Source organism: Chelativorans petroleitrophicus (assembly GCF_025398195.1).
In the GTDB taxonomy this organism is placed as follows: Bacteria; Pseudomonadota; Alphaproteobacteria; order Rhizobiales; family Rhizobiaceae; genus Chelativorans; species Chelativorans petroleitrophicus.
In genome coordinates this window covers 79,053-96,288 of sequence record NZ_JAODNV010000012.1, presented here as the reverse complement: position 1 = coordinate 96,288, position 17,236 = coordinate 79,053, and the positions used below count along the sequence as shown (strand labels likewise).

Sequence of the window (17,236 nt, the reverse complement as noted above, 5' to 3'; positions counted from 1 at the left end):
AGGAGCGCGGAGCCCGCGCTCTTACGGCAAAATCGTCGCTAGACGCGGCGCTTCTTGCGCGGGCGGCATCCGTTGTGCGGAATGGGGGTTACATCACGGATGGAGGTAATGGTGAAGCCCGCCGCCTGCAAGGCCCTCAGCGCGGATTCGCGTCCGGATCCCGGGCCGGAAACCTCCACCTCCAGCGTGCGCATGCCGTGCTCGGCCGCCTTCCGCGCGCAATCCTCGGCAGCCACCTGTGCGGCAAAAGGCGTCGACTTGCGCGAGCCCTTGAAGCCCTGCGAGCCGGCCGACGACCAGGCGATCGCATTGCCCTGGGCGTCCGTGATGGTGATCATCGTGTTGTTGAAGGTCGAGTTGACGTGCGCGATACCCGACGAAATGTTCTTGCGCTCACGACGGCGAACGCGTGTGGCTTCCTTGGCCATGGTCTTCCTTTCGATCGATCTCTACACCGCCGTAATTCCAGCGGCTCCACCTGAAGGCGGATGGTGAATGGTTAATACACGGGCGCTACGGCAGGCTCCCTACCATTCACTATTCACCCGACTACTTCTTCTTCCCCGCAATCGGCTTGGCCGGTCCCTTGCGGGTGCGCGCATTGGTGTGGGTGCGCTGGCCGCGTACGGGCAGCGAGCGGCGATGGCGCAGGCCGCGATAGCAGCCCAAATCCATCAGGCGCTTGATGTTCATCGACACCTCGCGGCGAAGGTCACCCTCCACCTGGTAGTCCCGGTCGATGGTCTCACGGATCGCCAGCACTTCCGCATCCGTCAACTGATGCACGCGCCGGTCATCCGGGATGTTGACCTTGTTCACGATCTCACGCGCAAGCTTCGGGCCAATGCCGTGAATGTACTGCAGCGCGATCACCACGCGCTTGTTGGTTGGAATATTGACGCCAGCGATGCGGGCCACGTCGTTCTCCTTGGTTCCTTCTCACCGCCTCAGCCGGCGGCCTGTTGCTGTCGGCCGGACAGGACAAAAGCGCCCGGACCGGCCATCTCTTCTCAGACCGGCACCGACCGCTTCGACATTCAAGCGAATTGGCGCCGTCTTTGACGGAATCCCCGGGAAATGTCAACTCCCCTGCGGGTTCTGTTGGACGAGCCGGCAAACCGGGCCATCCCGTGAGGGCACGCCGATGCGCGCCGGGTCCAAGTTCCTACGCCCGGCCGCTCCGGACCGTTTGCAGTGTCCTTTCGATCTCGGCCGTCACGGCCGCGATATCGGCCATGCCGTCGACCCGGTAAAGCTTTCCCTTGGCGTGATAGTAGCCGGTAAGCGGGGCCGTCTTCTTGTAATATTCGCGCAGCCGCTCCTCGAACACTTCCGGATTGTCGTCCTTGCGCACCGGCTGACCGGCAGCCTCAGCCTCTCTGGCGCGCTTCGCTATGCGGCCGACAAGCGCCTTGTCGTCAACAATGAGCTCGATCGCGGCGTCAAGCGCCAGGCCACGCTCGGCAAGCATCGCCTCGACGGCGTCCGCCTGGGCAAGCGTGCGCGGATACCCGTCCAGAATGAAACCGTTCGCGCAGTCCGGCTGGTCGATCCTCTCGGCGACGATCGCATTGACGATCTCGTCCGACACCAGCTCGCCGGCATCCATGACGGCCTTCGCCCGCAGGCCCACTTCGGTCCCGGCCTTCACGGCCGCCCGCAGCATGTCACCGGTGGAGAGCTGAGGGATACCGTATTTCTCCACCAGGATTTGCGCTTGTGTCCCCTTGCCTGCTCCCGGTGGTCCGAGAAGTACCAGTCTCATCTTCCTCTCCTGCCGCCGCGCAGCTTCGACTTCTTGATAAGCCCCTCATACTGATGCGCGATCAGATGTCCCTGAATCTGCGCCACGGTGTCGAGCGTGACGCTTACGACAATGAGCAGCGACGTGCCGCCGAGATAGAAAGGCACGCCGGTCGCCGAGATCAGGAACTCCGGAAGAAGGCATACCAGCACAAGATAGATGGCGCCGACCACGGTGATGCGGGTCAGCACATAGTCGATATATTCGGCGGTACGCTCGCCCGGCCGGTAGCCGGGAATGAAGCCAGAATGCTTCTTGAGCTGCTCGGCCGTGTCCTTCGGATTGAAGACGATGGCCGTGTAGAAGAAGGCGAAGAAGACGATCAGCGCCGCATAGAGAACCATGAAGAGCGGCTGGCCGTGACCCAGCGTGGCAAGAACCGTGCTCGCCCAGGCCGGAAGTTCCGTCGTGTTCGAGAAACCGGCCGCCGTCGTCGGCAGAAGAAGCAGCGATGAAGCGAAGATCGGCGGAATCACGCCGGAGGTGTTCAGCTTCAGGGGCAGGTGCGACGTGTCGCCTTGGAACATGCGGTTGCCCACCTGCCGCTTTGGATACTGGATCAGAAGCCGCCTTTGCGCGCGCTCGAAGAAGACGATGACGCCGATCACGACTATGGCAAGTGCGATGATGGCAAGGATCAGCCCGGTAGACAGCGCGCCCGTACGGCCGAGTTCCAGCGTGCCGCCGATGGCGGAGGGAAGCCCGGCCACGATGCCGGAGAAGATGATGAGCGAAATGCCGTTGCCGATGCCGCGCGCGGTGATCTGCTCACCGAGCCACATCAGGAACATGGTGCCGCCGACGAGGGTGATGACGGCCGAAAGGCGGAAGAACCAGCCGGGATCGGTGACGATGTTCGCCCCGCTTTCAAGCCCTATCGCAATGCCGTAGGCCTGCACCGTGGCAAGTAGAACCGTGCCGTAGCGCGTGTACTGGTTGATGACCTTGCGCCCCTGCTCGCCTTCCTTCTTGAGCTGCTCGAGCGACGGCACGACGGACGTCATGAGCTGCATGATGATGGAGGCCGAGATGTAGGGCATGATCCCGAGCGCGAAGATCGCCATGCGCTCGACCGCGCCGCCGGCAAACATGTTGAACATGCCGAGCACGCCGCCGGCCTGCTGCTGGAAGGCCTGAGCGAAGGCTTCCGGATTGATGCCCGGCATCGGGATATAGGTGCCGAGACGGTAGACGAGCAGCGCGCCGAGCGTGAACCAGATACGCTTCTTCAGATCCTCCGCCTTGGCGAAGGCGGCGAAATTCAGATTTGACGCAAGTTGCTCGGCTGCCGATGCCATAAGAATTCTCCGCTTCGTTGCCCCCAAGCGCGACCAGGAAAAGTGAGACCGCTTGAACTCTCCACCGCCGGAGGCGGGCCAGAAGGTCCGCTCACCTGGGGCGGATCATGCGCCGGCCCGTCGGGCCAGCGCAAGTTGCCGAAGCCCCGAGATAGGCCGGCCAGGATGCGGTTGCAAGCGGCACATCGTCCCGCGGCGGGACGGCTTAAGCCTCTTGTGCCGCCTTCTCGGGCAGCTTCACCGAGCCGCCGGCCTTCTCGATCTTTTCCACGGCGGACTTCGAAGCCCCGGCGACGTCAAGCGTCACCTTGGCCGTGATCTCGCCGTTGCCGAGCACCTTCACTCCGTCCTTGGCGCGGCGAATCACACCGGCCTTGACGAGCGCGGCGGTGTCGATCGTCTCCTTGGGGTCGAGCTTCTTGGCGTCGATCGCCGCCTGGATGCGGCCGACGGACACCTCGTTCAGGTCGCGGGCGAAGATGTTGTTGAAGCCGCGCTTGGGCAGGCGCCGGTAGAGCGGCATCTGGCCGCCTTCGAAGCCCTTGATGGCCACGCCCGAGCGGGACTTCTGTCCCTTCACGCCGCGCCCGCTTGTCTTGCCGAGGCCGGAACCGATGCCGCGGCCGACGCGCTTGCGCGCATGCACCGCGCCTTCCTTGTCCCTGAGTTCGTTGAGTTTCATCGCTCTTGTTCCTCGCTTCCTCAGGCCTCGTCGACGACGCGCACGAGATGCTGGACTTTTGCGATCATGCCGCGCACCGAAGGCGTGTCCTCCAGGGTCGCGCGGCGATGCAGCTTGTTGAGCCCCAGGCCGATCAGCGTCGCACGCTGATCCTTGGGGCGGCGGATCGGGCTGCCGATCTGTTCGACCGTGATCGTCTTGCCCTTGTTCTTCTCAGCCATCTTTGTCGTTCCTCGTCAGGGCCGGCAACCGTTATTCCTCGCCCCCGGCAGAGACAGTGCCGCGGCGCGCCTGCAGGGTGGAGTACTTGATGCCCCGTTGGGCGGCGACATCCTTGGGATGCACCTGGCGCTTCAGGGCATCGAAGGTGGCGCGAACCATGTTGTAGGGGTTCGAGGAGCCGAGAGACTTGGCCACAACGTCCTGCACACCCAGGGTCTCGAAGACGGCTCGCATCGGGCCGCCGGCGATGACACCGGTGCCGGGCTTCGCCGCGCGCAGAAGCACGCGGCCCGCGCCGTGACGGCCCTGCACGTCATGGTGCAGCGTGCGGCCCGCCCGCAGGGGCACGAAGATCATGTCGCGCTTGGCATTTTCCGTCGCTTTGCGGATCGCTTCCGGCACTTCGCGCGCCTTGCCATGGCCGAAACCGACCCGGCCCTTCTGGTCTCCAACGACCACGAGCGCTGCGAAGCCGAAACGGCGGCCGCCCTTGACCACCTTGGCAACGCGGTTGATGTGAACGAGCTTGTCGACGAACTCTGCATCGCGCTCCTCGCGATCGCGGCGGTCGTCCCTGCGGCCTTGTGCCATTGTCCTTGTCCTTATTCTTTTCCGGTAGCACGGATTGAGGATATTCCGGACGTCCATCGCGTCCGGAACGGTTCAGAAGTCCAGGCCCCCTTCCCGAGCGGCGTCCGCCAGGGCCTTGACGCGACCGTGATAGAGGTAGGCGCCGCGGTCGAAAACAACCTTGTCGACGCCCGCCTTCTTCGCGCGCTCCGCGATCAGCCTGCCGACCTCGCTCGCCGCCGCCACATCGGCGCCGGTCTTCAGCTTGCCCTTCAGCTCCTTCTCGAGCGTGGAGGCAGCCGCAAGCGTATGTCCCTTCGCATCGTCGATGATCTGTACATAGATGTTCTTCGACGAGCGATAGACCGAAAGCCGCGGACGATCGCCCGCGACCGATTTGATCTTCCGGCGAACGCGTCCGGCGCGTCGCGTAACGGATACCTTCGACACCATGGCGTGCGTTCCTACTTCTTCTTGCCTTCCTTGCGGACGATCGTCTCATCCGCGTATTTCACGCCCTTGCCCTTGTAGGGCTCCGGTCCGCGGAACTTGCGGATCTCGGCCGCGACCTGGCCAACGGCCTGCTTGTCGATACCGGAGACCACGATCTCCGTCGGCTTCGGCACAGTGATGGTGATGCCTTCCGGCGGATTGTAGTTCACGTCATGGCTGTAACCGAGCGAGAGCTGCAGCGTCTTGCCCTGCATCGCCGCGCGGTAGCCGACGCCGTTGATCTCCAGCCGCTTCTCAAAGCCCTGCTTCACGCCGTTGATAATATTGGCGATCTGGCTCCGGGACATGCCCCATTTGGAGCGCGCCCCCTTGGACTCGTCACGCGGATCGACTGTGATCGCGCCGTTCTCGAGCTTCACAAGAACCTCGTCGTTGACCACGAAGCGCAGCTCGCCCTTCGGCCCCTTCGCCGTAACCGTCTGGCCTTCAACGGTCGCCGTCACGCCATCGGGAAGCGGAATCGGCTTTTTTCCAATACGAGACATCGATCTTGTCCTCGTTCGTTCTGTCGTTTCGGCCCGATCAGAAGATCCGGCAGAGCACCTCGCCGCCGACGTTCAGCTCGCGCGCCTGGTGGTCGGCCATCACGCCCTTAGGCGTCGAAAGAATCGCCACACCCAGGCCATTGGCGACCTGCGGGATCGACTTCACCGACACATAGACGCGCCGCCCCGGCTTGGACACACGCGCGATCTCGCGGATGACCGGCGCACCGTCGAAATATTTCAACTGGATTTCCAGCTCCGACTTGCCGTTGCCATAGTCGATCTGGCTGTAATCCCGAATATAGCCCTCCGCCTTCATGACGTCGAGCACGCGAGCGCGCAGCCGCGAGGCCGGCGTGGAAACGGTCGGCTTCCGGCGGCCAATGGCGTTGCGGATACGGGTCAGCATATCGCCGAGCGGATCATTCATAGACATGAGTGCCCCTCCTTACCAGCTCGACTTGACCAGACCCGGGATGCGGCCGCTATTGCCGAGCTCGCGAAGCGCAATACGCGACATTCTGAGCTTGCGGTAATAGGCACGCGGGCGACCGGTCACTTCGCAGCGATTGCGGATGCGCGTTTTGGAAGAATTGCGCGGAAGCTCGGCCAGCTTGAGCTGCGCCTTGAAGCGCTCCTCCATGGGCCTCGTCTGGTCCTTGATGATGGCCTTCAGCGCCGCGCGTTTCGCGGCATAGCGGTCCACCATCTTGCGGCGCCTCTTGTTCTTCTCGACTGCGCTGACTTTTGCCATGTGGTTTTCCCTTGTGCTCGCCTGCCGTTACTGCTGACGGAACGGGAAGTTGAACGCCTTCAAAAGCGCCCTCGCCTCGTCGTCGGTCTTGGCAGTCGTACAGACGATGATGTCCATTCCCCAGATCTGGTCGACCTTGTCGTAGTTGATCTCGGGGAACACGATATGCTCCTTGATGCCCATGGCGAAATTGCCACGTCCATCGAAGCTCTTGGGGCTCAGGCCCCGGAAGTCGCGCACGCGCGGCAGCGCCACGTTCACGAGCCGGTCCAGGAACTCGTACATGCGGTTCTTGCGCAGCGTCACCTTGGCGCCGATGGGCATGCCCTCGCGCACCTTGAAGCCGGCGATGGACTTGCGCGCCCGCGTGATCACCGGCTTCTGGCCGGCGATCAGCGCCAGATCCTCGGCCGCGACCGAAGGCTTCTTGGAGTCGCCCGTCGCCTCGCCCACGCCCATATTGATGACGACCTTCTCGATGCGCGGAACCTGCATCTCGTTCCGGTAGCCGAACTGCTCGAGAAGCTGCTTGCGGATCACCTCCTCATACTGCTTCTTCAAGCGCGGCTGATACTCTGCGTTAGCCATCGATCAATTCTCCTGAGCGCTTCGCCACGCGCACCTTCTTGCCGTCGTCCTGGATACGGAAGCCGACGCGGGTCGGCTTGCCATCCTTGGGATCGGCGATCGCCAGATTGGAAATGTGGATCGGCGCTTCCTTGGTGATGATGCCGCCTTCGGTCTGCGCCGTCTGCTTCTGATGCCGGCGCACGAGATTGACGCCGCGCACCAGGGCGCGGTTTTCCTTCGGCATTACTTTCAGTACTTCGCCCGTGCGACCCTTGTCGCGGCCGGCGAGCACGACGACCTTGTCGCCTTTCTTGATCTTCTGCATCCGTCCGGCCTCCTTAAAGCACTTCCGGCGCCAGCGAGATGATCTTCATGTGGTTCTTGGCGCGAAGCTCGCGCGGAACCGGGCCGAAGATGCGGGTGCCGATGGGTTCCTTCTTGTTGTCCACCAGCACGGCGGCGTTGCTGTCGAAGCGTATGACGCTGCCGTCGGGACGGCGGATGTCCTTGGCGGTGCGTACGACCACCGCCTTCATCACGTCACCCTTCTTCACGCGGCCGCGCGGAATGGCCTCCTTCACCGAGACGACGATGATGTCGCCCACCGAGGCATACTTGCGCTTGGAGCCGCCGAGCACCTTGATGCACATGACACGACGGGCGCCGGAATTGTCCGCCACGTCGAGGTTTGTTTGCATCTGAATCATGACTGGCCGCCTTCTCGTCTATTCCTTTGGGATGCGGCCTTGGCCGCTCCTGGTTCTCTGAAAACGTCTATTGAGCCTGCTGCCGGGGCTGGTTCTTGATCACAACCCAGCACTTCTCCTTGGAGATCGGCCGCGACTCCTGGATCAGCACGATGTCGCCGACCTTGCACTCGTTGTTCTCGTCATGAGCCTTGTACCGCTTGGAGCGGCGCACGGTCTTCTTGAGAAGCGGGTGTGAGAAACGGCGCTCGACCCGGACGACAACCGTCTTGTCGCTCTTGTCGCTGACCACCATGCCCTGCAAAACGCGCTTTGGCATCTTTGTCCTCAGGCTTGCTTGCCGGCCGCCTTTTCGGCGGCGATTGTCTTGATGCGCGCAATGTCACGGCGAACCTGCTTGACCCGCGCGGTTTTCTCCAACTGCCCCGTCGCCTTCTGGAAACGGAGGTTGAACTGTTCCTTCTTCAGCTTCGCCAACTCGTCTTCGAGCTGGTCGAGCGTCATCGCTCTCACGTCGGCGGCCTTCATGACGTGCTCTCTCCTACTCCGCAATGCGCTGGACGAAGCGCGTCTTGACCGGCAGCTTGGCCGCGCCCAGCCTCAGGGCCTCGCGCGCCACATCCGCGCCCACACCGTCGATCTCGAACATGATGCGGCCCGGCTTCACCCGGCACGCCCAGTAATCGACCGAGCCCTTGCCCTTACCCATACGCACCTCGGTCGGCTTGGAGGTGACCGGGACGTCCGGGAAGACACGGATCCACACGCGGCCCTGGCGCTTCATGAAGCGCGTGATGGCACGGCGCGCGGCCTCGATCTGGCGGGCCGTCACCCGCTCGGGCTCCATCGCCTTCAGTCCGAAGGAGCCGAAATTCAGTTCCGTCCCGCCCTTGGCGGCGCCGTGAATGCGGCCCTTGAACTGCTTTCGGAACTTGGTCCGCTTGGGTTGCAGCATTTTTCGTTACTCCAGAGTTCCGGCTCAGGCGTTCTCGCGGCGGCGCTGACCGCCCTGATCGCCCTCGACCGCACGGCGCTCGGACGCCATGGGGTCGTGTTCCATGATCTCGCCCTTGAAGACCCAGACCTTCACGCCGCACACGCCATAGGCGGTCTTGGCCTCAGCCGTGCCGTAATCGACGTCGGCGCGCAGGGTGTGAAGCGGCACGCGGCCTTCGCGGTACCACTCGATGCGCGCGATCTCGGCACCGCCCAGACGCCCGGAGCAGTTGATGCGGATGCCTTCCGCACCCAGCCGCATGGCCGACTGCACGGCCCGCTTCATGGCGCGGCGGAACGCAACGCGGCGCTCGAGCTGCTGGGCGATCGACTGCGCGATGAGCCGGGCGTCGATCTCGGGCTTGCGCACCTCGACGATGTTGAGATGCGTTTCCGCCTCGGTCATCTGCGAGATCTTGCGGCGCAGCTTCTCGATGTCGGCGCCCTTCTTGCCGATGATGAGGCCGGGTCGCGCCGTGTGGATCGTCACACGGCACTTCTTGTGCGGCCGCTCGATCACAACCTTCGAGATCGCAGCCTGCTTCAGCTCGTTCTCGATATAGTCGCGGATCTTCAGATCCTCATGCAGCAGCTGCCCGTATTCGGCATTACCCGCGAACCACCGGGAGTCCCAGGTGCGGTTGATGCCGAGCCTGAGGCCGATTGCGTTGACTTTCTGGCCCATCAGGCGGCCTCCATCTGCTCTTCGACTTCGCGCACGACGATCGTCAGGTTGGAAAAGGGCTTCTCGATCCGGCTGGCACGGCCGCGGCCGCGCGCGTGGAAGCGCTTCATGACGATCGACTTTCCGACATAGGCCTCGGCAACGACGAGCGCGTCCACATCCAGATCGTGGTTGTTTTCGGCATTGGCGATCGCCGATTCCAGCACCTTCTTTACCGTTCCGGCGATACGCTTGCGCGAGAACTCCAGATCCGCGAGCGCATCGGCCACCTTCCTGCCGCGGATCATGGCAGCGACGAGGTTGAGCTTCTGCGGGCTGACGCGGATCGTACGCAGGACCGCGCGCGCCTCATTGTCCGCAAGCCTGCGCGGCGCTTTGGCCTTGCCCATCTCTATTTCCTCTTTGCCTTCTTGTCCGCCCCGTGGCCGTAGTAGGTCCGGGTCGGCGCGAACTCACCGAATTTGTGGCCCACCATCTCCTCGGTGACGAGCACCGGAATGTGCTTCTGGCCGTTATAGACGCCGAAGGTCAGCCCGACGAACTGGGGCAGGATGGTGGAGCGACGGCTCCACATCTTGATGACCTCCTTGCGGCCGCTCTCCCGGGCCTTCTCGGCCTTCTTCAGGAGATAGCCGTCGACGAAAGGGCCTTTCCAGACTGAACGGGACACGGGTTTTCCCTACCTTTCCTATTTCTTGCGCTCGTGGCGCGAGCGCATGATGAACTTGTCGGTGGCCTTGTTCGAGCGCGTCTTCATGCCCTTGGTCGGCTTGCCCCAGGGCGAGACGGGGTGACGGCCGCCGGAGGTGCGGCCCTCGCCGCCGCCGTGCGGATGGTCCACCGGGTTCATGGTCACGCCGCGGTTGTGCGGACGCCGCCCCAGCCAGCGGCTGCGGCCGGCCTTGCCGAGGCTGGTGTTCGAATGGTCGGGATTCGACACCGCGCCCACCGTCGCCATGCAGGCGCCCGGAACGAAGCGCTGCTCGCCGGAATTGAGGCGCAAGATCGCCATGTTCTGGTCGCGGCCGACGAGCTGCGCATAGGTTCCCGCCGAGCGCGCGATCTGCCCGCCCTTGCCCGGCTTCATCTCCACATTGTGGATGATGGTGCCGACCGGCATGGTGGACAGAGGCATCGCGTTGCCGGGCTTGACGTCCGCGCCCTTCTGCGAGGAGATCACGCGATCCCCCACCGCCAGACGCTGGGGTGCCAGGATGTAGGAAAGCTCGCCGTCGTCATAGCGCACTAGCGCGATGAAGCCGGACCGGTTCGGATCGTATTCGAGCCGCTCCACAACGCCCGAGACGTCGAACTTGCGACGCTTGAAGTCGATCAGCCTGTAGGCGCGCTTGTGACCGCCGCCCTGGAAGCGCGCGGTGATGCGGCCGGTGTTGTTGCGCCCGCCCTTGCTCGTCAGGCCCACGGTCAAACCCTTCACGGGCTTGCCCTTGTAGAGGCCCGAGCGGTCGACAATCACGAGCTGCCGCTGGCCAGGCGTGACCGGTTTATAGTGCTTGAGTGCCATATCCTAATCCTCGCGGCCTCTCAAAGACCCGTGGCTATGTCGATCGAATGGCCTTCGGCCAGCGTGACGATCGCCTTCTTGACGTCGCTCTGCCGCCCGACGGTGCCGCGGAAACGCTTCACCTTGCCCTTCCGGTTGAGCGTGTTCACACCCTTGACCTTGACATTGAAGAGCGCCTCAACGGCGGCCTTGATCTCGGGCTTGGTGGCCTTGCGCGCGACGTTGAAGATGACCTGGTTGTACTCCGAGGCCTGCGTCGACTTCTCGGTGACCACCGGGCTGATGATCACGTCGTAGTGGCGAAGATCCGTCATTTGAACCGCTCCTCGAGAGCCTCGACCGCGGCCTTGGAAAGCACCAGCTTGCCGCGGCGCAGGATGTCGTAGACATTGATGCCCTGAACGGGCAGCACGTCGATGTTGGGAATGTTCGCTGCAGCGCGCTTGAACCCCGCGTCGATCTCCGCTCCGCCGATCATCAGCGCATTGTCGAGCCCGAGCTTCGCAAAGCTCTCGGCGAGCACCTTGGTCTTGGCTTCCTTGGCCGACAATTCATCGACGATGATGAGGTTTTCCGACCGCGCCTTGGCCGAAAGCGCATGCTTCAGGCCCAGCGCCCGAACCTTCTTGGGCAGGTCGTGGGCGTGGCTGCGCATCACCGGCCCGTGGGCCTTGCCGCCGCCGCGGAACTGCGGCACGCGCGCCGAGGAGTGGCGGGCGCGGCCCGTACCCTTCTGGCGGTACATCTTCGCGCCGGTGCGCGAAATCTCCGAGCGGCCCTTCGCCTTATGGGTGCCCTGCTGCTTCTTGGCGAGCTGCCAGCGCACGACCCGGTGCAGGATGTCCTCGCGCGGCTCCAGACCGAAGATCTCCTCGGAGACCTTCAGCGTGCCGGCATCCTCGCCCGTCAGCGTGGTGATCTTCAAATCCATTATTCTGCCCCCTCGCTGGCGGCCGGTTCTTGAGCCTTGGCCGAGTCACCGCCGGCCGGACGGATCGCGGCGGGAAGCGGCGCCTCCTTGGGTAGCGGCGCCTTCACGGCATCGCGCACCATGATCCAGGAGCCCTTGGAGCCCGGAACGGCGCCGCGCACCAGGATCAGGCCGCGCTCCGTATCGGTGGAAACGACTTCCAGATTCTGCGTGGTCACGCGCCGGTGACCCATATGGCCGGCCATCTTCTTGCCCTTGAAGACCTTGCCGGGATCCTGACGCTGACCGGTTGAGCCGTGCGAGCGGTGCGAGATCGAGTTGCCGTGGGTCGCGCGGCCACCACCGAAATTGTGGCGCTTCATAACCCCTTGAAAGCCCTTGCCGATGGAGGTGCCGGTCACATCCACCTTCTGGCCGGGCACGAAGTGGTCGGCAGTGATCTCCACACCCACCTCGAGCAGATTCTCCGGCGAGACGCGGAATTCGGCCAGCTTCGCCTTCGGCTCCACCTTGGCGGCGGCGAACTGCCCGCGCAGCGGCTTGGGCGTGTTCTTCACCTTGGCCAGCCCTACGCCGAGCTGAACGGCGGTGTAGCCGTTCTTCTCCTCAGTGCGCTGGGCCACCACCTGGCAATTCTCCATGCGCAGCACCGTGACGGGAACATGCTCGCCCGCCTCGTTGTAGACGCGCGTCATCCCGATCTTCTGTGCGATAACACCTGAACGCATCGGTTCGATTTCCTTTCAGACTTCCCGCTACCGGTCCTGCGGCCCCGCGGGGTCTACACCCAAGTCTTCCGCCTCTACAGCTTGATCTCGACGTCGACACCCGCTGCCAGATCGAGCTTCATGAGCGCGTCCACCGTCTGCGGCGTCGGGTCCACAATGTCGAGAAGCCGCTTGTGGGTGCGCATTTCGAACTGCTCGCGGCTCTTCTTGTCGATATGCGGCGAGCGGTTCACCGTGAACTTCTCGATCCGAGTGGGCAGCGGGATCGGGCCGCGAACATTGGCGCCCGTGCGCTTGGCCGTGGAGACGATTTCACGCGTCGAGGCATCCAGCACCCGGTGGTCGAAAGCCTTGAGGCGGATACGGATATTTTGTCCGTTCATCTATCGGTTCCTTGTCCCCGCACAGCGGCGCGCGTGAAGCGCGCCGCGGTGCCGAGTGCGTACGGCCTTGTTACTCGGTGATGGAGGCGACGATGCCGGCACCCACGGTGCGGCCGCCCTCGCGGATGGCGAAGCGAAGACGCTCCTCCATCGCAATCGGCACGATCAGCTCCACATCCATCGTCACATTGTCGCCCGGCATCACCATCTCGGTGCCCTCGGGCAGCTTCACCACGCCCGTCACGTCCGTCGTCCGGAAATAGAACTGCGGACGGTAGTTGGTGAAGAACGGCGTGTGACGCCCGCCCTCCTCCTTCGTCAGGATGTAGGCCTCGGCCTTGAACTTCGTGTGCGGCGTCACGGAACCGGGCTTCGCAAGAACCTGCCCGCGCTCCACCCCGTCGCGGTCGATGCCGCGCAGAAGCGCGCCGATGTTGTCGCCCGCCTGGCCCTGGTCGAGCAGCTTGCGGAACATCTCGACGCCCGTCACCGTCGTCTTCTGCGTCGGACGGATGCCGATGATCTCAACCTCATCGCCAACCTTCACGATGCCGCGCTCCACACGGCCCGTCACAACCGTGCCGCGGCCCGAGATCGAGAACACGTCCTCGATCGGCATCAGGAACGGCTGGTCGATCGGACGCTCCGGCGTCGGAATGTACTCGTCAACCGCCTTCATCAGCTCGCGAACCGCGTTCTCGCCGATCTCGGGGCTGTTGCCCTCCAGCGCAGCCAGCGCCGACCCCTTCACAATCGGAATCTCGTCGCCCGGGAACTCATAGGACGACAGAAGCTCGCGCACCTCAAGCTCCACCAGCTCCAGAAGCTCCGGATCGTCAACCTGGTCAACCTTGTTCATGAACACAACGATCGCCGGAACACCCACCTGGCGCGCCAGAAGAATGTGCTCGCGCGTCTGCGGCATCGGGCCGTCGGCCGCCGAAACCACCAATATCGCCCCGTCCATCTGCGCCGCACCCGTGATCATGTTCTTCACGTAGTCCGCGTGCCCAGGGCAGTCCACATGCGCGTAGTGCCGGTTCTCCGTCTCGTACTCCACATGCGACGTCGAGATCGTGATGCCGCGCGCCTTCTCTTCCGGCGCAGCGTCAATCTGATCGTACTCCTTGAACTCACCGAAAAACTTCGTGATCGCCGCCGTCAAGGTCGTCTTCCCATGGTCAACGTGACCAATCGTCCCGACATTCACATGCGGCTTCGTGCGCTCGAATTTTCCTTTGGCCATCTGAGGTCTCCGTTATCTCTAGCCTTGTCGGCCTACTCGCTTGTGAGCCCTGCGGGCGGTCACGCGAACTTCTTCTGGATCTCCTGCGCCACGGCGCTGGGGACCGGCTCGTAATGGTCGAACTGCATCGTGTACTGGGCGCGGCCCTGAGACATCGAGCGCAGGGTGTCGACATACTTGAACATGTTGGCAAGCGGCACCATGGCGTTGACGACGACGGCGTTGCCGCGCGTCTCCTGGCCCTGGATCTGGCCGCGCCGCGAGTTCAAGTCGCCGATGACGCTGCCGACATACTCCTCGGGCGTCACCACCTCGACCTTCATGATCGGCTCGAGGAGCTGCGCTCCGGCCTTCTGCGCGCCCTCGCGGAACGCCGCACGCGCGGCAATCTCGAAGGCGAGCACCGACGAGTCCACATCGTGGTAGGCGCCGTCGACCAGCGTGGCCTTCACGCCCAGCATCGGGAAGCCGGCGATCGGACCGGAGGAAAGCACGCTCTCCAGACCCTTCTGCACGCCGGGGATGTACTCCTTCGGCACGGCGCCGCCGACGATCTTGGATTCGAACACGAAATCCTCGCCATCGGGATTCGGCTCGAAAACGATCTTCACACGGGCGAACTGCCCCGAACCGCCGGTCTGCTTCTTGTGGGTGTAGTCCACCTCGGCGACCTTGGTGATGGTCTCGCGGTAGGCCACCTGCGGAGCGCCGACATTGGCCTCCACCTTGAACTCGCGGCGCATGCGGTCGACGATGATGTCGAGATGCAGCTCACCCATGCCGGCGATGATGGTCTGACCGCTCTCCTCGTCCGTCTTGACGCGGAAGGAGGGATCCTCAGCCGCCAGACGATTGAGCGCGAGGCCCATCTTCTCCTGGTCACCCTTGGTCTTGGGCTCGATCGCGATCTGGATGACGGGCTCCGGAAACTCCATGCGCTCCAGAACCACGGGCTTCAGCGGGTCGCACAGCGTGTCGCCCGTCGTCGTCTCCTTGAGGCCCGCCAACGCCACGATGTCGCCGGCGTAGGCCTCCTCGATGTCCTCGCGGGAGTTCGCGTGCATCTGCAGCATGCGGCCGATGCGCTCGCGTTTGCCCTTGACCGTGTTCTCCAGCGACACGCCCTTCTTCAGCACGCCCGAATAGATGCGGCAGAAGGTGAGCGAGCCCACGAACGGGTCGTTCATGACCTTGAAGGCGAGCATCGAGAGCGGCTCGTTGTCGTCCGCGTGACGCTCGATCGGCTCCTCGGTCTTCGCGTCCACACCCTTGATCGAGGGAATGTCGACCGGGGACGGCAGATAATCCACCACCGCATCAAGCAACGGCTGTACGCCCTTGTTCTTGAAGGCGGAGCCGCAGAACATCGGGAAGAACTTGCCCTCGATTGTGCCTTTGCGGATCAAGGAGCGGATCTCCTCCACCGAGGGCATCTCGCCTTCGAGGTAGCGCTCCATCGCGGCCTCGTCCATCTCGACGGCCGTCTCGATCAGCTTCTCGCGGTACTCCTCGGCCTTCTCGACATATTCGGCGGGGATGTCCAGCACGTCCCAGGCTGCGCCGAGGGTCTCGTCGCGCCAGATCAGAGCCTTCATCTCCACCAAGTCGATGACGCCCTTGAAATCGCTCTCCGCGCCGATGGGAAGCTGCATGACGACAGGAGTCGCCCCGAGACGGCTCTTCACCATCTCGACGGAGCGGTAGAAGTCCGCGCCGAGCTTGTCCATCTTGTTGCAGAAGATCATGCGCGGCACATGATACTTGTCGGCCTGCCGCCACACGGTCTCCGTCTGCGGCTCCACGCCCGCATTCGCGTCGAGCAGCGCGATGGCGCCGTCGAGCACGCGCAGCGAGCGCTCCACCTCGATGGTGAAGTCCACGTGGCCCGGCGTGTCGATGATGTTGAAGCGGCGCACCCTGCCGTCGCGGCCCTTCCAAAAAGTCGTGGTCGCCGCCGACGTGATGGTGATGCCGCGCTCCTGCTCCTGCTCCATCCAGTCCATGGTGGCAGCGCCGTCATGGACCTCGCCGATCTTGTGCGACCTGCCGGTGTAATAGAGGATGCGCTCGGTCGTCGTCGTCTTACCGGCGTCGATATGCGCCATGATACCGAAATTTCGGTAGTCTTCGATTTTAAATTCGCGGGCCATCGTAAGGTCCTCTTCTTCCGTCCCGCCTTACCAGCGGTAATGCGAGAACGCACGGTTGGCCTCGGCCATCTTGTGCGTGTCCTCGCGCTTCTTGACGGCGGTGCCGCGATTGTTGGACGCGTCGAGAAGCTCGCCCGAAAGGCGCTCGATCATCGTCGTCTCGTTGCGGTTGCGTGCAGCCGCGATCAGCCAGCGGATGGCAAGCGCCTGACGGCGCTCGGGGCGGACATCCACCGGCACCTGATAGGTGGCGCCGCCGACGCGCCTGGAGCGCACCTCCACATGGGGCGCCACGTTCTCGATCGCCTGGTGGAAAACCGCGACCGGCTCCTGCTTCGTCTTTTCCTGCACCTGTTCCAGCGCACCATAGACGATCCGCTCGGCGACGGACTTCTTGCCGTCGAGCATGATGGCGTTCATGAACTTGGTCACAACCACGTCGCCGAACTTCGGATCCGGGTTGATCTCGCGCTTTTCTGCACGGTGGCGTCGGGACATTGTCTTCGTCTCTCACCTTCAGGGCCCGGCGCCACAAACAAAAAGCGCCGAAGCCGGAAAACCCTACTTCGGACGCTTTGCGCCGTATTTGGAGCGGCGCTGCTTGCGGCTCTTCACACCCTGCGTGTCAAGCACGCCGCGGATGATGTGATAGCGCACGCCGGGAAGGTCCTTCACGCGACCGCCGCGGATCATCACCACGGAGTGCTCCTGAAGGTTATGGCCTTCACCCGGAATGTAGCCGATCACCTCAAAGCCATTGGCAAGCCTGATCTTGGCCACCTTGCGCATGGCCGAGTTCGGCTTCTTCGGCGACGTCGTATAGACGCGCGTGCACACGCCCCGCTTTTGCGGGTTCGCCTGCATGGCCGGCACCTTGTTGCGCTTCACTGGGGCCTTGCGCGGCTTGTTGATCAGCTGATTTACGGTCGGCATCAAACCTTCCCTTGGTTCTCAATCCTGTGTCTTCGCGTCTCAGGGTCCGCTCCT

Annotated in this window: 29 protein-coding genes; all 29 read right to left on the bottom strand. The window is 63.5% G+C overall.

The window, feature by feature from the left end; translation table 11 throughout:
- Window positions 1–38: 38 nt before the first annotated feature.
- The 29 genes from rpsK to rpsL all read right to left on the bottom strand — a co-directional run bounded on the left by rpsK (window position 39) and on the right by rpsL (window position 17,182).
- Window positions 39–428, bottom strand: coding sequence for a 30S ribosomal protein S11 (rpsK, locus tag NYR54_RS12150; protein ID WP_261515928.1), 390 nt, complete (start codon window positions 426–428; stop codon window positions 39–41).
- 121 nt (window positions 429–549) lie between these two features.
- Complete coding sequence (gene rpsM, locus NYR54_RS12145) at window positions 550–918, bottom strand: 30S ribosomal protein S13 (protein ID WP_261515927.1); 369 nt, start codon at window positions 916–918, stop codon at window positions 550–552.
- Window positions 919–1,165: 247 nt separating this feature from the next.
- Window positions 1,166–1,765 carry an adenylate kinase gene (locus NYR54_RS12140; RefSeq protein ID WP_261515926.1) on the bottom strand — a complete coding sequence of 200 codons (600 nt, stop codon included), beginning with the start codon at window positions 1,763–1,765 and terminating at the stop codon, window positions 1,166–1,168.
- Window positions 1,762–3,102, bottom strand: coding sequence for a preprotein translocase subunit SecY (gene secY, locus NYR54_RS12135; RefSeq protein WP_261515925.1), 1,341 nt, complete (start codon window positions 3,100–3,102; stop codon window positions 1,762–1,764). Before secY ends, NYR54_RS12140 begins: the two co-directional genes overlap by 4 nt.
- A gap of 205 nt (window positions 3,103–3,307) precedes the next feature.
- Window positions 3,308–3,784 (bottom strand): 50S ribosomal protein L15, encoded by a 477-nt coding sequence (rplO, locus tag NYR54_RS12130; RefSeq protein ID WP_261515924.1) that lies wholly within the window; start codon window positions 3,782–3,784, stop codon window positions 3,308–3,310.
- A gap of 20 nt (window positions 3,785–3,804) precedes the next feature.
- Window positions 3,805–4,005 (bottom strand): 50S ribosomal protein L30, encoded by a 201-nt coding sequence (rpmD, locus tag NYR54_RS12125; protein ID WP_261515923.1) that lies wholly within the window; start codon window positions 4,003–4,005, stop codon window positions 3,805–3,807.
- A 31-nt stretch (window positions 4,006–4,036) separates the two neighbouring features.
- Window positions 4,037–4,597 (bottom strand): 30S ribosomal protein S5, encoded by a 561-nt coding sequence (gene rpsE / locus NYR54_RS12120; protein ID WP_261515922.1) that lies wholly within the window; start codon window positions 4,595–4,597, stop codon window positions 4,037–4,039.
- Between the two features lie 72 nt (window positions 4,598–4,669).
- Window positions 4,670–5,029, bottom strand: coding sequence for a 50S ribosomal protein L18 (rplR, locus tag NYR54_RS12115; protein ID WP_261515921.1), 360 nt, complete (start codon window positions 5,027–5,029; stop codon window positions 4,670–4,672).
- 11 nt (window positions 5,030–5,040) lie between these two features.
- Window positions 5,041–5,574, bottom strand: coding sequence for a 50S ribosomal protein L6 (rplF, locus tag NYR54_RS12110; protein WP_261515920.1), 534 nt, complete (start codon window positions 5,572–5,574; stop codon window positions 5,041–5,043).
- Between the two features lie 37 nt (window positions 5,575–5,611).
- Window positions 5,612–6,010: a 30S ribosomal protein S8 gene (gene rpsH, locus NYR54_RS12105; protein ID WP_261515919.1), complete on the bottom strand. Its 399-nt coding sequence runs from the start codon at window positions 6,008–6,010 to the stop codon at window positions 5,612–5,614.
- A 12-nt stretch (window positions 6,011–6,022) separates the two neighbouring features.
- Window positions 6,023–6,328, bottom strand: a complete 306-nt coding sequence (gene rpsN / locus NYR54_RS12100; RefSeq protein WP_261515918.1) for a 30S ribosomal protein S14 — start codon at window positions 6,326–6,328, stop codon at window positions 6,023–6,025.
- A 27-nt stretch (window positions 6,329–6,355) separates the two neighbouring features.
- Window positions 6,356–6,916: a 50S ribosomal protein L5 gene (gene rplE, locus NYR54_RS12095; RefSeq protein WP_261515917.1), complete on the bottom strand. Its 561-nt coding sequence runs from the start codon at window positions 6,914–6,916 to the stop codon at window positions 6,356–6,358.
- Entirely contained in the window at window positions 6,909–7,223 is a 315-nt protein-coding gene (gene rplX / locus NYR54_RS12090; RefSeq protein WP_261515916.1) for a 50S ribosomal protein L24, read from the bottom strand. The genes rplE and rplX overlap by 8 nt, the downstream gene beginning before the upstream one ends.
- A 13-nt stretch (window positions 7,224–7,236) precedes the next feature.
- A complete protein-coding gene (rplN, locus tag NYR54_RS12085; protein WP_261515915.1) occupies window positions 7,237–7,605 on the bottom strand; it encodes a 50S ribosomal protein L14 in 369 nt (122 codons plus the stop codon).
- Window positions 7,606–7,672: 67 nt separating this feature from the next.
- Complete coding sequence (rpsQ, locus tag NYR54_RS12080; RefSeq protein WP_261515914.1) at window positions 7,673–7,924, bottom strand: 30S ribosomal protein S17; 252 nt, start codon at window positions 7,922–7,924, stop codon at window positions 7,673–7,675.
- Window positions 7,925–7,932: 8 nt separating this feature from the next.
- Window positions 7,933–8,133 (bottom strand): 50S ribosomal protein L29, encoded by a 201-nt coding sequence (rpmC, locus tag NYR54_RS12075; protein WP_261515913.1) that lies wholly within the window; start codon window positions 8,131–8,133, stop codon window positions 7,933–7,935.
- Window positions 8,134–8,146: 13 nt separating this feature from the next.
- Window positions 8,147–8,560: a 50S ribosomal protein L16 gene (gene rplP / locus NYR54_RS12070; RefSeq protein ID WP_261515912.1), complete on the bottom strand. Its 414-nt coding sequence runs from the start codon at window positions 8,558–8,560 to the stop codon at window positions 8,147–8,149.
- Between the two features lie 24 nt (window positions 8,561–8,584).
- Window positions 8,585–9,286 carry a 30S ribosomal protein S3 gene (rpsC, locus tag NYR54_RS12065; RefSeq protein WP_261515911.1) on the bottom strand — a complete coding sequence of 234 codons (702 nt, stop codon included), beginning with the start codon at window positions 9,284–9,286 and terminating at the stop codon, window positions 8,585–8,587.
- A complete protein-coding gene (rplV, locus tag NYR54_RS12060; protein WP_261515910.1) occupies window positions 9,286–9,675 on the bottom strand; it encodes a 50S ribosomal protein L22 in 390 nt (129 codons plus the stop codon). The genes rpsC and rplV overlap by 1 nt, the downstream gene beginning before the upstream one ends.
- A 2-nt stretch (window positions 9,676–9,677) precedes the next feature.
- Window positions 9,678–9,956, bottom strand: coding sequence for a 30S ribosomal protein S19 (rpsS, locus tag NYR54_RS12055; protein WP_261515909.1), 279 nt, complete (start codon window positions 9,954–9,956; stop codon window positions 9,678–9,680).
- 18 nt (window positions 9,957–9,974) lie between these two features.
- Complete coding sequence (gene rplB, locus NYR54_RS12050) at window positions 9,975–10,811, bottom strand: 50S ribosomal protein L2 (protein WP_261515908.1); 837 nt, start codon at window positions 10,809–10,811, stop codon at window positions 9,975–9,977.
- Window positions 10,812–10,831: 20 nt separating this feature from the next.
- Window positions 10,832–11,125: a 50S ribosomal protein L23 gene (locus tag NYR54_RS12045; RefSeq protein WP_261515907.1), complete on the bottom strand. Its 294-nt coding sequence runs from the start codon at window positions 11,123–11,125 to the stop codon at window positions 10,832–10,834.
- A complete protein-coding gene (gene rplD / locus NYR54_RS12040; protein WP_261515906.1) occupies window positions 11,122–11,742 on the bottom strand; it encodes a 50S ribosomal protein L4 in 621 nt (206 codons plus the stop codon). Before rplD ends, NYR54_RS12045 begins: the two co-directional genes overlap by 4 nt.
- Window positions 11,742–12,470 (bottom strand): 50S ribosomal protein L3, encoded by a 729-nt coding sequence (gene rplC, locus NYR54_RS12035; protein WP_261515905.1) that lies wholly within the window; start codon window positions 12,468–12,470, stop codon window positions 11,742–11,744. Before rplC ends, rplD begins: the two co-directional genes overlap by 1 nt.
- A gap of 74 nt (window positions 12,471–12,544) precedes the next feature.
- Window positions 12,545–12,853 (bottom strand): 30S ribosomal protein S10, encoded by a 309-nt coding sequence (gene rpsJ / locus NYR54_RS12030; protein ID WP_007066362.1) that lies wholly within the window; start codon window positions 12,851–12,853, stop codon window positions 12,545–12,547.
- A gap of 70 nt (window positions 12,854–12,923) precedes the next feature.
- Window positions 12,924–14,099 (bottom strand): elongation factor Tu, encoded by a 1,176-nt coding sequence (gene tuf, locus NYR54_RS12025; RefSeq protein WP_261515863.1) that lies wholly within the window; start codon window positions 14,097–14,099, stop codon window positions 12,924–12,926.
- A gap of 59 nt (window positions 14,100–14,158) precedes the next feature.
- Window positions 14,159–16,249, bottom strand: a complete 2,091-nt coding sequence (gene fusA / locus NYR54_RS12020; protein ID WP_261515903.1) for an elongation factor G — start codon at window positions 16,247–16,249, stop codon at window positions 14,159–14,161.
- A 27-nt stretch (window positions 16,250–16,276) separates the two neighbouring features.
- Window positions 16,277–16,747, bottom strand: coding sequence for a 30S ribosomal protein S7 (rpsG, locus tag NYR54_RS12015; RefSeq protein ID WP_261515902.1), 471 nt, complete (start codon window positions 16,745–16,747; stop codon window positions 16,277–16,279).
- A 63-nt stretch (window positions 16,748–16,810) separates the two neighbouring features.
- Window positions 16,811–17,182 carry a 30S ribosomal protein S12 gene (rpsL, locus tag NYR54_RS12010; protein WP_159593254.1) on the bottom strand — a complete coding sequence of 124 codons (372 nt, stop codon included), beginning with the start codon at window positions 17,180–17,182 and terminating at the stop codon, window positions 16,811–16,813.
- Window positions 17,183–17,236: the final 54 nt, after the last annotated feature.

What these genes read in the sequence shown, in the direction of transcription:
- rpsK (WP_261515928.1), bottom strand. Translation starts at nt 428, where the DNA reads ATGGCCAAGGAAGCCACACGCGTTCGCCGTCGTGAGCGCAAGAACATT.
- NYR54_RS12140 (WP_261515926.1), bottom strand. Translation starts at nt 1,765, where the DNA reads ATGAGACTGGTACTTCTCGGACCACCGGGAGCAGGCAAGGGGACACAA.
- secY (WP_261515925.1), bottom strand. Translation starts at nt 3,102, where the DNA reads ATGGCATCGGCAGCCGAGCAACTTGCGTCAAATCTGAATTTCGCCGCC.
- rplO (WP_261515924.1), bottom strand. Translation starts at nt 3,784, where the DNA reads ATGAAACTCAACGAACTCAGGGACAAGGAAGGCGCGGTGCATGCGCGC.
- rpmD (WP_261515923.1), bottom strand. Translation starts at nt 4,005, where the DNA reads ATGGCTGAGAAGAACAAGGGCAAGACGATCACGGTCGAACAGATCGGC.
- rpsE (WP_261515922.1), bottom strand. Translation starts at nt 4,597, where the DNA reads ATGGCACAAGGCCGCAGGGACGACCGCCGCGATCGCGAGGAGCGCGAT.
- rplR (WP_261515921.1), bottom strand. Translation starts at nt 5,029, where the DNA reads ATGGTGTCGAAGGTATCCGTTACGCGACGCGCCGGACGCGTTCGCCGG.
- rplF (WP_261515920.1), bottom strand. Translation starts at nt 5,574, where the DNA reads ATGTCTCGTATTGGAAAAAAGCCGATTCCGCTTCCCGATGGCGTGACG.
- rpsH (WP_261515919.1), bottom strand. Translation starts at nt 6,010, where the DNA reads ATGTCTATGAATGATCCGCTCGGCGATATGCTGACCCGTATCCGCAAC.
- rpsN (WP_261515918.1), bottom strand. Translation starts at nt 6,328, where the DNA reads ATGGCAAAAGTCAGCGCAGTCGAGAAGAACAAGAGGCGCCGCAAGATG.
- rplE (WP_261515917.1), bottom strand. Translation starts at nt 6,916, where the DNA reads ATGGCTAACGCAGAGTATCAGCCGCGCTTGAAGAAGCAGTATGAGGAG.
- rplX (WP_261515916.1), bottom strand. Translation starts at nt 7,223, where the DNA reads ATGCAGAAGATCAAGAAAGGCGACAAGGTCGTCGTGCTCGCCGGCCGC.
- rplN (WP_261515915.1), bottom strand. Translation starts at nt 7,605, where the DNA reads ATGATTCAGATGCAAACAAACCTCGACGTGGCGGACAATTCCGGCGCC.
- rpsQ (WP_261515914.1), bottom strand. Translation starts at nt 7,924, where the DNA reads ATGCCAAAGCGCGTTTTGCAGGGCATGGTGGTCAGCGACAAGAGCGAC.
- rpmC (WP_261515913.1), bottom strand. Translation starts at nt 8,133, where the DNA reads ATGAAGGCCGCCGACGTGAGAGCGATGACGCTCGACCAGCTCGAAGAC.
- rplP (WP_261515912.1), bottom strand. Translation starts at nt 8,560, where the DNA reads ATGCTGCAACCCAAGCGGACCAAGTTCCGAAAGCAGTTCAAGGGCCGC.
- rpsC (WP_261515911.1), bottom strand. Translation starts at nt 9,286, where the DNA reads ATGGGCCAGAAAGTCAACGCAATCGGCCTCAGGCTCGGCATCAACCGC.
- rplV (WP_261515910.1), bottom strand. Translation starts at nt 9,675, where the DNA reads ATGGGCAAGGCCAAAGCGCCGCGCAGGCTTGCGGACAATGAGGCGCGC.
- rplB (WP_261515908.1), bottom strand. Translation starts at nt 10,811, where the DNA reads ATGGCACTCAAGCACTATAAACCGGTCACGCCTGGCCAGCGGCAGCTC.
- NYR54_RS12045 (WP_261515907.1), bottom strand. Translation starts at nt 11,125, where the DNA reads ATGACGGATCTTCGCCACTACGACGTGATCATCAGCCCGGTGGTCACC.
- rplD (WP_261515906.1), bottom strand. Translation starts at nt 11,742, where the DNA reads ATGGATTTGAAGATCACCACGCTGACGGGCGAGGATGCCGGCACGCTG.
- rplC (WP_261515905.1), bottom strand. Translation starts at nt 12,470, where the DNA reads ATGCGTTCAGGTGTTATCGCACAGAAGATCGGGATGACGCGCGTCTAC.
- rpsJ (WP_007066362.1), bottom strand. Translation starts at nt 12,853, where the DNA reads ATGAACGGACAAAATATCCGTATCCGCCTCAAGGCTTTCGACCACCGG.
- tuf (WP_261515863.1), bottom strand. Translation starts at nt 14,099, where the DNA reads ATGGCCAAAGGAAAATTCGAGCGCACGAAGCCGCATGTGAATGTCGGG.
- fusA (WP_261515903.1), bottom strand. Translation starts at nt 16,249, where the DNA reads ATGGCCCGCGAATTTAAAATCGAAGACTACCGAAATTTCGGTATCATG.
- rpsG (WP_261515902.1), bottom strand. Translation starts at nt 16,747, where the DNA reads ATGTCCCGACGCCACCGTGCAGAAAAGCGCGAGATCAACCCGGATCCG.
- rpsL (WP_159593254.1), bottom strand. Translation starts at nt 17,182, where the DNA reads ATGCCGACCGTAAATCAGCTGATCAACAAGCCGCGCAAGGCCCCAGTG.